Annotated in this window: 13 protein-coding genes; 7 read left to right on the plus strand and 6 right to left on the minus strand. The window is 71.0% G+C overall.

The window, feature by feature from the left end; translation table 11 throughout:
* Positions 1 to 117: 117 nt before the first annotated feature.
* The 5 genes from ACIBEC_RS30630 to ACIBEC_RS30650 are packed head-to-tail and all read right to left on the minus strand — an operon-like array spanning position 118 to position 3,961.
* Positions 118 to 945, minus strand: a complete 828-nt coding sequence (locus ACIBEC_RS30630) for a hypothetical protein (protein ID WP_360500700.1) — start codon at positions 943 to 945, stop codon at positions 118 to 120.
* Positions 946 to 947: 2 nt separating this feature from the next.
* The gene (locus ACIBEC_RS30635; RefSeq protein ID WP_360500697.1) at positions 948 to 1,793 is read right to left on the minus strand and encodes a hypothetical protein; all 846 of its coding nucleotides are present in this window, start codon (positions 1,791 to 1,793) and stop codon (positions 948 to 950) included.
* The gene (locus ACIBEC_RS30640; RefSeq protein WP_396289362.1) at positions 1,774 to 2,619 is read right to left on the minus strand and encodes an aldo/keto reductase; all 846 of its coding nucleotides are present in this window, start codon (positions 2,617 to 2,619) and stop codon (positions 1,774 to 1,776) included. Before ACIBEC_RS30640 ends, ACIBEC_RS30635 begins: the two co-directional genes overlap by 20 nt.
* The gene (locus ACIBEC_RS30645) at positions 2,616 to 3,806 is read right to left on the minus strand and encodes a JmjC domain-containing protein (RefSeq protein WP_360500694.1); all 1,191 of its coding nucleotides are present in this window, start codon (positions 3,804 to 3,806) and stop codon (positions 2,616 to 2,618) included. Before ACIBEC_RS30645 ends, ACIBEC_RS30640 begins: the two co-directional genes overlap by 4 nt.
* A gap of 14 nt (positions 3,807 to 3,820) precedes the next feature.
* Positions 3,821 to 3,961: a hypothetical protein gene (locus tag ACIBEC_RS30650; RefSeq protein WP_360500691.1), complete on the minus strand. Its 141-nt coding sequence runs from the start codon at positions 3,959 to 3,961 to the stop codon at positions 3,821 to 3,823.
* 256 nt (positions 3,962 to 4,217) lie between these two features.
* Here ACIBEC_RS30650 and ACIBEC_RS30655 point away from each other — a divergent pair, with 256 nt between their 5' ends.
* The gene (locus ACIBEC_RS30655; protein WP_360500688.1) at positions 4,218 to 5,255 is read left to right on the plus strand and encodes an NAD-dependent epimerase/dehydratase family protein; all 1,038 of its coding nucleotides are present in this window, start codon (positions 4,218 to 4,220) and stop codon (positions 5,253 to 5,255) included.
* A gap of 65 nt (positions 5,256 to 5,320) precedes the next feature.
* Here the strand turns inward: ACIBEC_RS30655 and ACIBEC_RS30660 are convergent, their stop codons facing one another.
* Positions 5,321 to 6,649: a DNA-binding protein gene (locus ACIBEC_RS30660; protein ID WP_360500685.1), complete on the minus strand. Its 1,329-nt coding sequence runs from the start codon at positions 6,647 to 6,649 to the stop codon at positions 5,321 to 5,323.
* A gap of 512 nt (positions 6,650 to 7,161) precedes the next feature.
* Between ACIBEC_RS30660 and ACIBEC_RS30665 the strand changes: the two genes are divergently transcribed.
* The 6 genes from ACIBEC_RS30665 to ACIBEC_RS30690 all read left to right on the plus strand — a co-directional run bounded on the left by ACIBEC_RS30665 (position 7,162) and on the right by ACIBEC_RS30690 (position 13,375).
* The gene (locus ACIBEC_RS30665) at positions 7,162 to 7,992 is read left to right on the plus strand and encodes a hypothetical protein (protein ID WP_360500683.1); all 831 of its coding nucleotides are present in this window, start codon (positions 7,162 to 7,164) and stop codon (positions 7,990 to 7,992) included.
* 70 nt (positions 7,993 to 8,062) lie between these two features.
* Complete coding sequence (locus ACIBEC_RS30670; protein ID WP_360500682.1) at positions 8,063 to 9,556, plus strand: amino acid permease; 1,494 nt, start codon at positions 8,063 to 8,065, stop codon at positions 9,554 to 9,556.
* Positions 9,553 to 10,965: a glutamine synthetase family protein gene (locus ACIBEC_RS30675; RefSeq protein ID WP_360500679.1), complete on the plus strand. Its 1,413-nt coding sequence runs from the start codon at positions 9,553 to 9,555 to the stop codon at positions 10,963 to 10,965. Before ACIBEC_RS30670 ends, ACIBEC_RS30675 begins: the two co-directional genes overlap by 4 nt.
* An 87-nt stretch (positions 10,966 to 11,052) precedes the next feature.
* Entirely contained in the window at positions 11,053 to 12,585 is a 1,533-nt protein-coding gene (locus tag ACIBEC_RS30680) for a Mur ligase domain-containing protein (protein WP_360500676.1), read from the plus strand.
* Between the two features lie 32 nt (positions 12,586 to 12,617).
* On the plus strand, positions 12,618 to 13,136 hold the full coding sequence (locus ACIBEC_RS30685; protein WP_360500674.1) for a LuxR C-terminal-related transcriptional regulator: 519 nt from the start codon (positions 12,618 to 12,620) through the stop codon (positions 13,134 to 13,136).
* Positions 13,133 to 13,375, plus strand: a complete 243-nt coding sequence (locus ACIBEC_RS30690; RefSeq protein WP_360500671.1) for a hypothetical protein — start codon at positions 13,133 to 13,135, stop codon at positions 13,373 to 13,375. Before ACIBEC_RS30685 ends, ACIBEC_RS30690 begins: the two co-directional genes overlap by 4 nt.
* Positions 13,376 to 13,415 lie beyond the last annotated feature (40 nt).

Here is a 13,415-nt window from a genome sequence, read left to right on the forward strand (position 1 = left end):
CGCCGTCGACCTGCCTCCCCGCACGATCGTCCGTGACTTCTGGCAGCGACCCAGGCTCCTGGCGACGGCCTCCGGCTCGTCGTATGCGCGGCGGAGCTGGCCGCGGAGTACTCATCGTCACGCCTGTTGAAGCGAGCTGATCAGTTGCTCGGCTTCGGCCCACGCTGGTGCCACCCGCGGATCGTCCGGGTGGGCATGCGGTCCCGCGATCTTCGCCAGGACGAAGAGGCGCATCACCATGCCGTCCCGACTCTCAAGGTCTGCCATGCGCTCACGGCGAACTCGGTCCGCGAGCGCCGGGACGGCCAAGGACGCGGCGAGCAGTGACGCCGAGTCGAGGCCACGCGGTGCCATCCCCCAGTCCTCCCAGTCGAACAAGCAGAACTCGGGGCCGGTGACGTTCGCCCAGTTGAGATCCGCGTGGGCCGGACACCAGCGGTCCACTCGGGTGTTCACTACTTCCGCGAACGCGGCTCGAATGGTGTCGTCGACCAACTCCTGAGTGATCCGTTCGGTGTCCGGAGTCGCTATCCGCGTAGTGCGGCAATCGGCCAGTGCGGCCAGCGAGGCGTTCAGCAAGCTCCACCACACGTCAGACAGCTCCGGGTCGGCGACCGCGACCGCCGGCCCGACCGGACTACCCGGCAAGAGCGAGGTCTCATCCGCCTGCCAGACCGCCTCACCTTCCAGGTCCTGCCACGATGCCGCCCTGATCCAGCGTGGCATCGCAACCCAGGCCACCCTCGCTGCGGCCCGGGGCCCGTCCAGTCCTTGTTCCTGGGCGCGCGCCCAGGGACGGCGTTCCACCCGGACCCAGGTCGAACGGTCTGTGCGGGCTCCGATCGTGCGACGCTTCCGCACCAGTGTGGCCCGATTCAGGCTGGTGCCAAGCCGTTGTTCCACTTGATGCAGAACGTCCTCGATGGGTTGCTTCCGCAGGTCCATGTCTACCTAGGCTGATGCCGACGCCCGGCCCACCCGAGAACACCAGTCAGCTCCTGGGCTTGGTCCGCGAGGAGTGGTGCCAGTTCCGGGTAGTACCCGCGGTCTACTGCCTGGAGCATCTCTGCGAGAGCGATCAGCTGACCGACACGTCCGGCGGGCGTTTCCAAGATCTCGGCGAACTCCCTCCGAACGCGGTTGGCGACCGCCGGTACGAGGAGGCTGCTTACCCACAGGACAGCGGGGTCGTAGCCGACCGGCACCAGGCCCCAGCGTTCCCAGTCGAGGATCTTGAGCGGCCGGACGGTCAGGTTGGCCCACTGGAGGTCACCGTGCCCGGTGGTCCGCTCGATTTCGGCTGGGGCCAGGATGCCGAGGTACTTCGGGAAGACCTCGTCGACCCACGCCTGGCGGAGAGTGATCTTCGTGCCCGGTGCTTCCGTAATTCCGGCCAGGGCGTTCCGCAGCCCGGTCCACCAGTCATCGTCCAGGCCGGGGTCATCACGGAGGTCCGGGGTCGAGGAGACCGCAGGACCTACCAGGTCGAAGATGTCGGCCTGGTAGAACCAGCCGGCCTCCGTCCAGTCCAGGGTGTCGTGGAGTCGGGGACGTGGGACGGTTGCGGGGACGAGCTGTTCAGCGCCGAGGGCGCCCTGGCCGGTCGGCCGGGGCGCCCTGCGGCGGCTGCTCCTGGAGACGCGGAGCCAGACGTCCTCGGCCCGGCGGCCGACAGTGACTCCGGAGGTGCCGAAGACCTGCGGTCCGGTGCAGACCAGGCCGAGGAACCCGGCGGCCTTCTGGTGCGCTGCCGTCAGGTCATGCCGGGTGTCGTCATCCGGCTGAAAGGACATCGAGCACCGTCCTGAGTTGTTCATCGGAGATCGGCTCAGCGAGAGCGTCCCGGGCATCCTCCCAGTGCTGGAGGGTGCTGGTCGAGGTGAGGACGACGTCCAGAGCGGGGCAGGCCCCGATGAGCTGGAACGCGGCGGCCTGCGGGGTCGATCCCGGCTGGATGAGGTTCACCAGTTCGGGTGTCATCAGGCCCGGCAGTTCGCCGCCGTGCAGGGGCGCGGACGCGAACGTCACGATCCCGGCCCCCCGCGCTTCAACGAGCGGTCCGGCTCCGTCGAGTGCCTGGGCGATCGGCTCCGCCATGACGAGACTGACCGGCAGCTGTACGCCAGCAAGGTGGGTGGTCTCCGACCCGGCTGCTTCGCCGGCCAGCGCGATCAGTTCGGAGATGGTGAACGCCTGACTGGTGAAGCCGGCCCACGTGGCGACGCCGTAGCCCCCGATGCGACCGGCCTGCGCAAGCTCCTCCAGCACGGCAAACGCAGCACGGAGATTGTGCTGCACTTGCTGCCGGTCGTGGTCGGACCGTTCGGGGTTGTGGACGAACACGATGTCGGCGCGACCAAGGACGGCGAGCGACTCCTCGGTCTGCGCGCGGACGTCCTCGGGGGCGATGCTGTGGCGGCCGTCCGGGTAGAAGCCGGTCTTCGTCGTCACCTTGGCAGCCGGGTGATCGGCGAGCACCGGGGCCAGGTCGTGGTGTGCCCGGCCGTGGGCGTAGTTGGGGGCGGTGTCGATCCACTTCGCCCCGGCCGTGAGGGCGGTGCGCGCCGCTTCTCCGACGGCGCGCACCCGGTAGGTCCCCAGGCCGAGATCCGGGCTCACCGGCCGACCCCGACGACGGCGAGGGCCTGGCCCTCAATGAGTACGGTCAGGACGCTGGCCACGTCCTTGACCTCCAAGTCGGCGACGTCGGCGAGGGCCCCGATGCTGACCGTGTCTCCGGTCAGCAGTACTTGCAGGACGGGCGCGGCCCGCTCGGAGAAGTCCCACGCGGTTCCGGCAGCGGACAGGGTGACGGTCCCGGCGGCAGGGTTACTGGCGAGATCGGCGCGCGGTGCGGTGATCCGCACCGTGATCTCCCTGTCCGCGGGGAGGGACTCCACGTAGGGCAGGGACGGGGCAGGTCGGCCGAAGTGGGTGGTCCCGGAGGACCAGGCCCAGCGGTCGATCAGGTCGGGGTCTGACAGCGCGGTGAGCACCGCGGTCCGCAGCTCGGCCAGGTAGGCGGCCTTCTCGTCCGCTGCGGCGTGGAGCGGGACGTCCTTCCGCACGGTGGGGCTCTCGTGCAGCTCGTCGACCAGCCAGCCGAGGAGCGTGGCGCCGGTCTGGGCCACGAGTCCGAACGTGAGGTGCAGCGACTCGCTGCCCTGGTCGGCGGTGACGCTGTGCCACCAGCCCCGCGGCAGGTACAGGACGTCTCCCGGGTGGAGGACGAAGTCCGCGACCGGCTCGCCCTCCGGTTCCTCCGGGGAGTCCACGTCGCGGAAGGTCGGGGCTTGCCGGGTCGGCTCCCACAGCCGCCAGCGCTTCGCCCCGTACTGCTGAACCACAACAACCGCGTGGTCGTCCCAGTGCCGGCCGAAACCCTCCTGCTCGGTCCAGGAAGCGTAAAGGTTGGTCTGCACCGGCGTGCCGATGAAACGCTCCAGCGCTTCGGCTGCGGCGCGAATCGGCGGGTGGATCTCGTCGATCGCGTCCACCACGAGCGAGGCGCCCTCGGCGAGCCTGGCGTGGAGCTGGGCCGGGTGCAGCCGACTCCAGGTCACCCCTCGCCGGTTGGTGGCGGGGGTCGAGTAGCGGCCGACGGGGACGGCTTGACCGTCCTGCGAGAGCCGCAGCCGGGGCGGCTCGATTCGGTGGGTGGCGAGGATGGTGTTGAGGTCGTCCCAGGACAAGAGGGGAGCGGTGTCCGCCCCCTCGGCGGGGATCACGGCGTAGGAGCGGTGGAGCGCCTGGGCGAGGAACTGGTCCCCACCCAGGCGCACCGCCCACGAGGCGGTCTCAGGCATCGTGGGCTTCCTGCTCAGGTGTCGTTCTGGTCGGACTTGCCGCCGGTGTTGTCGGACGGCACGTCGGCCCGGGAACGCGCGGCCCGGATGCCACGGACGGCGACCAGCAGGCCGCCCTCCTCCTCGGGCTGGACCGCGGATGCGGTGCTCTCCATCGGATCTCCTCTCCCCTTGGCGCTGCTCGGTCCCCCGGGAAGAAGCCGGAAGACATTGCAGCGGGTGAGCGGCCAAGTCTTCCGAGTAGCGGCCGACAGGGCCATGGCGTCTGCCTGTCATCTGGCGAGCAGATTCGCACACAGGTGTCATCGGGGTGTCATCTTCGCCACGATCACGGCCCCGAGCTGCGGCGACTTGGCCGGGGCGCTGCGACGGGGTGGCCAGCGGGCACCGGTTCTGGGCAGGATGCCGGGCATGGACATCTTGGTGGTCGGTGGAGGCTGGTTTCTGGGCAAGGCCGTGGTCGAGGAGGCACTGGGGCGCGGCTGGAGTGTGACGACGTTCAACCGGGGGCGGTCGGGAGTTGTTCTGCCCGGCGTACGGCAGGTGCTGGGAGACCGGACGTCGGTTGAGGACTTGGCCAGGCTGGCTGCGCAGGGTCCGTGGGACGCGGTGATCGACACGTCGGCTGGCGAGCAGCCGCCGAAGGTGGTGCTCGCGGGAGCGAGGGCGTTGGAGAGCGCCGCCGACCGCTATGTCTACGTCTCGACGGTGTCGGTGTACGCGGGGTGGCCGGACCACCCGCTCTCGGTGGGTGACGCACTACTGGACGGGCCTGCCGACGCCGAGAGCGACTACGGCAGGAACCCGGAGGGCTGGCTGGGGCCCAATCTGCACTACGGGCGGCAGAAGGCCGGCGGCGAGCGGGCGGTGGTCGAGACGTTTGGGGCCGAGCGGTCCTGGACACTTCGCCCCGGTGTCATCCTGGGCCCAGGCGAGTACGTCGGCCGACTCCCGTGGTGGCTTCGGCGGGCCGAACGCGGCGGCCAGATCCTGGCACCGGGCACCCCAGGCAGGGGAATCCAGCCGGTCGATGTCCGCGATGTCGCGACGTTCGCTGTCGATCTTGCTGAGCGACCTGGTGGGGGCACCCACAACGTGACCGCTCCGATCGGCCGGGACACAATGGGCAGCTTCCTCCAGGCGTGCGTGGAGGTGACGGGCGGCCGAGGTGAACTGCGGTGGGTGCCAGACGGGGTGCTGCTGGACCACGACGTGCAGCAGTGGACGGAGCTGCCGTTGTGGCGAACCAACGAGGGGGTCTGGCTGGTCGAGTCCTCACCGGCGTACGCGGCCGGGTTCAACTGCCGTCCTCTGGAGGAGACAGTCCAGGACACCTGGGCCTGGCTGCAGGCCGGCAACACGCCGGTCCCGCACCCGCGTGCATCTGCGCACGGAATCGATGCTGAGCGGGAACTGGCGATCTTGGCTGCTGCCGCTGCGCCGCGCTAATCGGGCTGGAATGGGTAGGGCGGACCGATATGGTGTCGGTCCGCCCCACCGGCAGCCCGGGCGCCCTACTCGATGGCTAGCCGTGCGACGCCGCCTCCAAGCTGCCTCGGGGCCGCGACTCGCGTGTACTCCTCCAGCGCTTCCTTGAGCACGATGGCGTCCGGCGAAGTCCTGACAGGCTCTGTGGTGAGCAACCGGCCGACATGCAGAACTCGCTCGACCAGACCCGTGGGCCGACGGTCAGGCGCGAGGGTAGCGATGGGCTTCAACACCTCGGCAGCTTCGTCCAGTTCGCCGCCAAGGATCAGCGCAGCAGCGAGGTCCACCCGCGCCTCCGCCTCGAATCGAGGCATCCGACGCGCTTCGGGCAGGGCGGCCTGTAGCTCCAGCACGCGCCGGGCGTGCTCCTGGGCACCGGCACCGTCACGAAGGAGGAGGAACGTCGTGCCGTGCGAACGGGCGATCCGCTCGGGCCCGTGCAGGAACTCACCGGCCACCTCGTCATGGAGGTCATCGACCTCGACGGGATCGAGGTCGAGCGTACGCTCGACGGCAGCTGACGCCCGCTGCCGGTCTCCGAGGTGGCCGTAGGCCCTGGCCTCGATGGCGGCGATACGGGTTCGACCGGCTGTACCGACACCGGGGAAAGACTGTGCCTGCCGGATGAAGCGGATCGCCTCACTGGGCCGGCCCTCCCAGTAGGCAACCACCGCGAGCGTTCCGGCCACGAACGCGGCCAAGGGGGTGAACCGAGTGACCTCGGCGTACATACTCGCGGACCGAGCCAGGCGGGTGGCTTCGCCCAGGCAGCCGAGGTCGAAGGCGGTCATGGCGAGCAACGCCGCCGTCTGACCGATCGCGATCAGCAGCTGCTGCTTCTGCTCGGGAATGTGGGTGCGGTCCAGGAGCACTTCGGCGTCCGTCCGAAGCTGCCGGGCTTCGCGGAGCACGTCGAACGGTGGACGGCTGTTGTAGGTGCGGGCGAGTCGGCGGACGTCTTCCTGGATCTGCTCTATGGACAGCTCCGAGAGGAAGGCGGACGCCACGGAAGCGGCGTGGTCGGATGCTTCGCGTGCGGTCATCGCGAGTTCTCTTTCAAGGTCTTGCTGGGATAGTGCGGTCGGGTCTCCCTCGCGCGGCGGGGCGAGGAGTTCGGCGATCGGCCTGTTGTCGAACAGGTACTGGATCGTCTGCACGTACACCCCTGTTGGCCGACTGACAGTCCCCGCGACCCAGCGCCGGAACGTCTTCTCGGACATGTCCAGGTTGCGAAACCGCGGGTCCTTGAGGTTGCGCGCCAACTCGTTCCCGGCACCCCTGAATTCCCTTTGGAAGTCAGAGAATTCCCATCCCGCCTTCTCGATCAGGGCACCCAGTAGCGTCTTGTTTGCCATTTCGCAGCCTCCGCCCCCGTGGTCTCAACCTGGCCCGACCGCGACCTGCGCGGGGAGAGCCTGGCTCTAGCAATACCCGACAGGGGGCCTCTCCACAGCGCGATCTGACGAGATGACGCCTCGATGACGTGTTGCTGACATCGCTATCCGACAGATGACACCCGGCTGTCGTGGCGCTGTTCTGGCCAGAACGAGACAGTGGGTCGCCGATCACTGAACCGCAGTTAGCGCGGCGATCCGGTCAACTCCCGTCTGTCTGCTCGACCGAAGGTGCATCCGGCCATCTGCTGGCCGTCCTGACCACGTCTTCGGTTCACCGGTCGACTGGGGACGGCACGCGACAGACCACGAAGGGGGAACAGGTCATGCCATCAGCGCCCACGGCTGCCGATCAGCTCGTGCAACACCCCGCCGGTCACGACGGTGAACTGCGTTCGGCGGTAGAGGAGTTGAGACAGGGGCAGTGGTGGTCAACACGCACTCTTCTGGCCCGCTCTTGGGGTGACCCCGGCTTGTGGGCGTCGCGAACCCAGGTCCTCGGCGCGGTGGCCGGCCACAACGACGTCCTGCGCCACTGGGGCGCCGAGGAACCCGCCGCGTTCGGCCTGACGACGCTGCTCACCCGCGTTGCCGTCGACCAGGCGCTGCTGGTCGGCCAACGGCAGCCGGACTCACGGGACGCCGTGGCGCTCGAAGGCGGTGCTCGGCAGTGGTGCTGGCTGGCCGCTTCGGTGCTCGGGGGCGATCCCGTGCCGTGGCTCGGGCTGCTCACCCTCGCGCAGCTGGACCTCGGACAGGCGCGGCTCGAACACAAGGTTCCGGCTCCCGACCAGATGCTCCCGCCCGGTCCGTGGGGGCTGTTCGACCAGGCCCGCCGGACCGACCCGTGGAACAGGGAGGCGTTCCACCGCATACTCCGCTTCTGGCTGACCCGTCATGAGGTTGGCCCGGCGGCCGAGTTCCTGGCCACCTACCTGCCCAGCGCACCGGGCGGTTCCGCCCTCCACGCTCTGCCGCTGTACCTGTACGTCGACCGCTACCGCCGCGCCGAGCGCAAGGAAGCGGTCCAGTTGCAGTGGACCGACGACGAGACGGTCCGCGACACGGTACTGCGTGCCTTCGGGCACTGGCAGGCCGCGCTCGGGCGGGGCAGCCGGTGGCCGGTGGCAGACGAAAGCCACCTCGCCCACGCGCTCTGGGCGAGTCGCCAACGCCCGGAGGCCGCCGAGGTCTTCTCCGCGATGGCCCCGTTCATCTCCGCGCAGCCCTGGCAGAGCCTGGCGGACCGACCGGGTGACCTGCTGCGCCAGGCGATGGCCCAGTCCTACGCCGTCGCCGGCTGACCACCACCGACCAGTCTTCCGCCCGGCGCCGCACCGGGCCCGATATCCGACTTTCCCTGGAGGTTTCATCATGTCCTGGCCCCAGCGCGCCGCGTCCGGCCCCGAGGACCAGCATCTTCGGTCACTCGGCTACGAGCCCGAACTCGTCCGCCGGATGGGCGGCTTCGGCAACTTCGCCGTGTCGTTCTCGGTCATCTCAGTGCTCAGCGGCTGCATGACCCTGTTCGGGCTCGGGCTGGTGACCGGCGGCCCGGCCGTGATGATGTGGGGCTGGGTCGCCGTCGGCCTGGCCGTGCTGCTGGTCGGCGCGGCACTCGCCGAGGTCACCAGCGCCTACCCGACCTCCGGTGGCCTCTACTACATGGCCCAGCGGCTCGGCGGTCCACGGTGGGGCTGGACGACCGGCTGGCTGAACCTCCTCGGATTGCTGGGCGGGATCGCCGGCATCGACTACGGCGCCGCCAGCTTCATCGCCGCCTTCGCCGGATTGCAGTGGGGGGTCGCCCCGACGCCGAGCCTGATCCTGACGATCTTCGCGGGCGTCCTGCTGCTGCACGCCCTGCTGAACGTCGTCGGGGTCCGCGTCGTGAGCCTGCTCAACTCCGTCTCGGTGTGGTGGCACCTGCTGGGCGTCGCCCTGATCGTCGGCGTGCTCACCGTGGTCCCCTCCCACCACCAGTCCCTGTCATGGGTGTTCACGCACTTCGAGAACGGAACCGGTTGGACGAACCCCCTCTATGTCTCGGCGATCGGCCTGCTGCTGGGCGGCTACACGTTCTGTGGCTACGACGCCTCCGCGCACCTGTCGGAGGAGACCAAGGACGCCAGGATCGCCGCGCCGCGCGGCATCGTCCGCTCGATCTGGGTCTCCCTGCTGGCAGGCACGGTGTTGTTGGCCGGTTTGTTGTTCGCCGTCCAGGACTACGCCGGCACGGCCGCCGCGGCCGTGCCGCCCGCACAGATCTTCCAGGACGCGGTCGGGGCGACCGGCGCGAAGCTGTTGTTGCTCGTCGTGATCGGGGCCCAGCTGTTCTGCGGCAGCGCGGAGACCACCGCCGCGTCGCGGATGATCTACGCCTTCTCGCGGGACGGCGCGCTGCCCGGCTCGGCGACGTGGCGGCGGGTCTCGGCCAACGGCGTGCCGGTGCCCGCCGTGTGGCTGGCGGTGTCGGTCGCCTTCGTCCTGGCCGTCCCCTCGCTCTGGTCTCCGGTCGCCTACGGCGCGGTGACGGCCGTGAACGTCATCGGGATGAACCCCTCCTACATCATCCCCGTCTACCTCCGGCTGCGGCAGGGCGACAGGTTCGCCCCCGGGCCGTGGAACCTCGGGCGGTGGAGCAGGCCGATCGGGATCGCCGCCGTGGTGTGGGTGGTGATCCTGACGGTGCTGGTGTGCCTGCCGCAGCGCGCCCCCGTGACCGTCGAGACGTTCAACTACGCGCCGATCACGTTGGCAGCGGTCCTCGTACTGGCGTGGGCGTGGTGGAAGCTGGCCGGCAACAAGTTCTCCGTCCCGGTGGTGGAGGACCCGCATCTGGCCCGGGTCGAGGCGCAGATCGTATGAGGGCGACGATGCGGGCCGCCCGCTCCCGCGCGGCCAAGACCCCGACGGCGGCGCTCTCGCCGACCGGGCCGCTGGAGCAGCTGGTGTCCGCCTTCGGCCTCGACACGGTGCTGCTGGCGACGGTCGACGCGCAGGGCCGGCTCAAGGGCAAGGAGTACGACGCCGCCCAGCTGGTGGAGCGGCTGCCGTCGGGGGCACTGTCCCCGGAGATGTGCGCGTACGTGCTCGGCACCGACCTGGGCATGACCCCGGCGGTCAGCGGGCCGTTCTCCTGGCAGTCCGGGTTCGGCGACGTCGCTCTGCTGCCCGACACCCGGCGGGCCCGGCTGCTGCCGTGGCTGCCGGGCACCGCTCTGGTGCTCGCCGATCCGATCAGCGGCGGGTATCCGCACCCGCTGGCCCCGGGCACGGTGCTGGCCGAGCAGCTGCACCGGCTCGCCGGGCTCGGCGTGGTGCCGGCGGTGGGGGTCGAGACGGAGTTCGTGCTCTACGAGGGCACCGCCCGGGACGCGGCGGCCTCCGGCTGGCGGGGCCTTCGCCCCGCGGTCTGGGACAACCGTGACTACGCGCTCGACCAGCCGCCCGTGGTGCGGGAGTTCGGCCGCAGGCTTCGCCAGGTCCTGGCCGCCGCCGGCCTGCCGGTCGAGGCCGTCAAGGGCGAAGGTGCGCCCGGTCAGGTCGAGGTGACCTTCCCGTACGGGGAGGCGGTGGCGGCGTGCGAGCAGCATCTGCTGTTCAAGCACGCCGCGAAGGCGGTCGCGGACGAAGCCGGTCTGACCGCGTCGTTCATGGCGGCCCCGTCCACCGGGGTCGGCAGCGGCCTGCACCTGCACGTGTCGCTGGCCGACTTCGACGACCGTCCGATGCTGGCTGCCGAGCCGCAGGACGGGACCGAGCTGTCGGAGCTCGGCGGGCAGGCGGTGGCCGGTCTGCTGGCCGTGCTGCCCGAGGTCTCCCCGCTCTGGGCCCCGTACGTGAACAGCTACAAGCGCCTGCGGTCGCACTCGTTCGCACCGGCCCGGCTCACGTGGGGCCGGGACAACCGGACGTGCGCGGTGCGGGTGGTCGGCCACGGCCGCAGTCTGCGGCTGGAGGTGCGCCTGCCGGGTGCGGACGCCAATCCGCTGCTCGCCCTGGCGGCGGTGTGCGCCGGTATCCGGCACGGCATCGAGGCCGGTCTCAAGCCCCCGCCCGCCGTCAGCGGCGACGCCTACGAGCAGCGCGACGCGCCGCTCGTGCCGCAGTCGCTGGAGGAGGCCGTCGGCGCGTTCGAAGCCAGTGCGCTGGCCGGTGAGCTGCTCGAGGAACGGGTGGTCGCGCTCCTGGCCCGTATTGCCCGCATGGACCTGGACCACCACGCCGGTGTGGTCACCGACGCCGAGGTCGAGCGCGGTCTCCTCCAGTCATGAGCCCCGGGCCGGTCGCGGGTCGAATCCCCCTCCCCGCGCCCGGCCCGGACCCAACCCCCACACCCCACTTGCCCGTTGGAGAACACCATGGACACCACCACCCGACCCGAGACCGCAGTCCGCACCGACCCGCATCCGGCCGTGCCCGGCCTGCTGGCGGCCGTACACCTGGTCGACGTCGCCGCCCCCGGCATGGAGGGCCTGGCCCTGTGGCTGGCCGAGGCCGGAGCCGACGTCACCGGCAGCATCCCCGAAGCCGCCCGGAACAGCCCCGTCGTCGCCGCGCTCGAAGCGGCGGGCGTGCGGGTCCACGTCGGGTTCGACGCCGGGCACGTGCGCACCGACCGCACGGCGGTGGTGTGGTCGGGCGTCGTCGCCGGAGCGCACCCCGAGCTGGACCGCGCCCAGGTGCTGCGGCTGCCCATCCTCGGACGTGCCGTCGCACTCAAGGCCATCTCCGTCCAGGCCGGCGCCGGGGCAGCGGTGGCCGTGGCGGGCAGCCACAGCACCGCGACCGCGGCAGCCGCCCTCGCGCACATCCTCGACGACGGGCAGACGGGCTGGGCGCTGACCGCCCCGGCCCGCGACGGTGCCCCCGGACACGCGGGAGACGGCGGCCGGGTCGTCGTGGACCTGTGCCCGGACGCCGGCACCCACGAGGCCGCTCCGCCCGGTGCCTGGCAACACCGCCCCGCCCCGCACTTCCTGACGACCGAGCCCAAGTTCGCCGCCGCGCTGATCCTCGCCACCAGTACCAACGCCCCGCACTTCGAGGACAACATCGCCGGGCTCAACGCGGCCGAGAGGATCGCCCGCAACGCGGGCGTGGTCGTCCTGCCGACCTGGGACACGAGCGTGGCGAACCTGCGCGAACGCTTGGGCGATCGTCCCGTGCGCGGCCAGCGGGTGGTCACCGTCGGCACCGACCCCGCCTCCACCGTGTGGATCATGGCCCCGCGCTGGACCGGCGAGGACTTCCGCGTCCTCCTGCGCTACCAGGAGAAGGACCATGCCTTCGTCCTCCCAGTGGCCGGACGCCACCACGCGCTGGCGGTGTGCGCGGCCATTGCCACCGCCCTGGTGCTCGGCGAGGACCCGCAGGCCGTCGCCGAGCGCGCCGCCTCCTTCCGCGGAGTGGAACGCTCGCTCGCCACGGTCGGAGTGCAGCGCGGCGTCACGGTGGTCGACTCCCGCGCCCGGCATCCGCGTGAGGTCGCCCAGGACGTGGAGGCAGCCCGGATGCTCACCGAGGGCTCCCTGCTCGTCGTCCTGGAGACGGACGGGCTCGCCCGCACCAGCGCGCACGCGGCCGAGCTTGGCGCCGCGCTCGAAGGCGTGGACCACGCGCTGCTGCTGCCGGTCGGCACTCCACTGGTCCACCACGCCGTGCCCGACCCGCTGGATGCCGTCGAGCAGGCCGCCCGTCGCAACCTCGGCGGCGGCAAGGTTCAGCGCGCCCGCTCCGGCCCATGCGAGCCCGGCCCCGAACAGGCCATCGGCGAGCTGGCCGCCGAGGGCGACCTGGTCCTGGTCGTCGGCACCGGGCAGTCCGAGCGGCTCGGGGCTCGTCTGCTGTTCCACCTGGCGGCGCCAGGTGCGCCGATCCCGCAGCACCTGTGAACCGTCCGAACCGCTCTGTTGGAGACGCCGCTGTGTCCGCCGACCCGTTGCCCGCCCTCGCCGCCGCCGAGCGTCGACTGATCATCCTGGCCGCCGCCGGAGCCAGCTTCGAGCAGATCGCCGCCGACCCCGAGACGCGACTGGCCCCTGACGGGGTCCGCAGCGCGATCGAGGCGGTCCTCGTCACGACCGGCACCCGTACCGTCCTCCAACTCGCGGGCTGGGCCACCGCCCACCGGATCGTCACCCAGCCCGTGCACCCCAGCGGTGCCCTTACCGTCAAGCCCTCCCTCGCCCCGCGCCTGTCGCAGGTCCTTCGCGGCTGGGCGCGCGGTCGCAGCACCCCGGAGCTGACCGCCGACTTCGGGATCTCCTCGACGACGATGCGCAGCTACACCAAGACCCTCCTCAGCACGTTGAACGTCGATTCCCAGCCCCAGGCGGTCGTCGTCGGGGTTCTCGCCGAGTTGGTGCTGCTGAGCGACATCGACCCCGCGTGGCCGGCCGAGCCTCTCGCCCGCACCGCCGAGACGGGGAGCGCGGCACCGTGAGTGCCCGGAGGAAGCCCGGGCGGATCGCGCTCGCCTTGGTCTGTTTCCTTCTCGGCATGACCGTCGGCGGCTGCACCGTCTACCTGCTGCGGCACCTCGACACCCTCGGCCGGCCGGTCTACCTCGGCATCTTCGCCGCAGCCGCCCTCACCACGCTCGGCGTCGCCGATCGCCTGGTCAACCACCGCCCGCCGCCTCCGGACGACCCCGGCCGCGCCGGCACCCGCCGGTCCGGCTGAGCAGCACGACCCGCACCACCCCATGACGGCCATTCGGGCC

The sequence above is a fragment of the Kitasatospora sp. NPDC051164 genome, from assembly GCF_044455625.1.
GTDB lineage: Bacteria > Actinomycetota > Actinomycetes > Streptomycetales > Streptomycetaceae > Kitasatospora.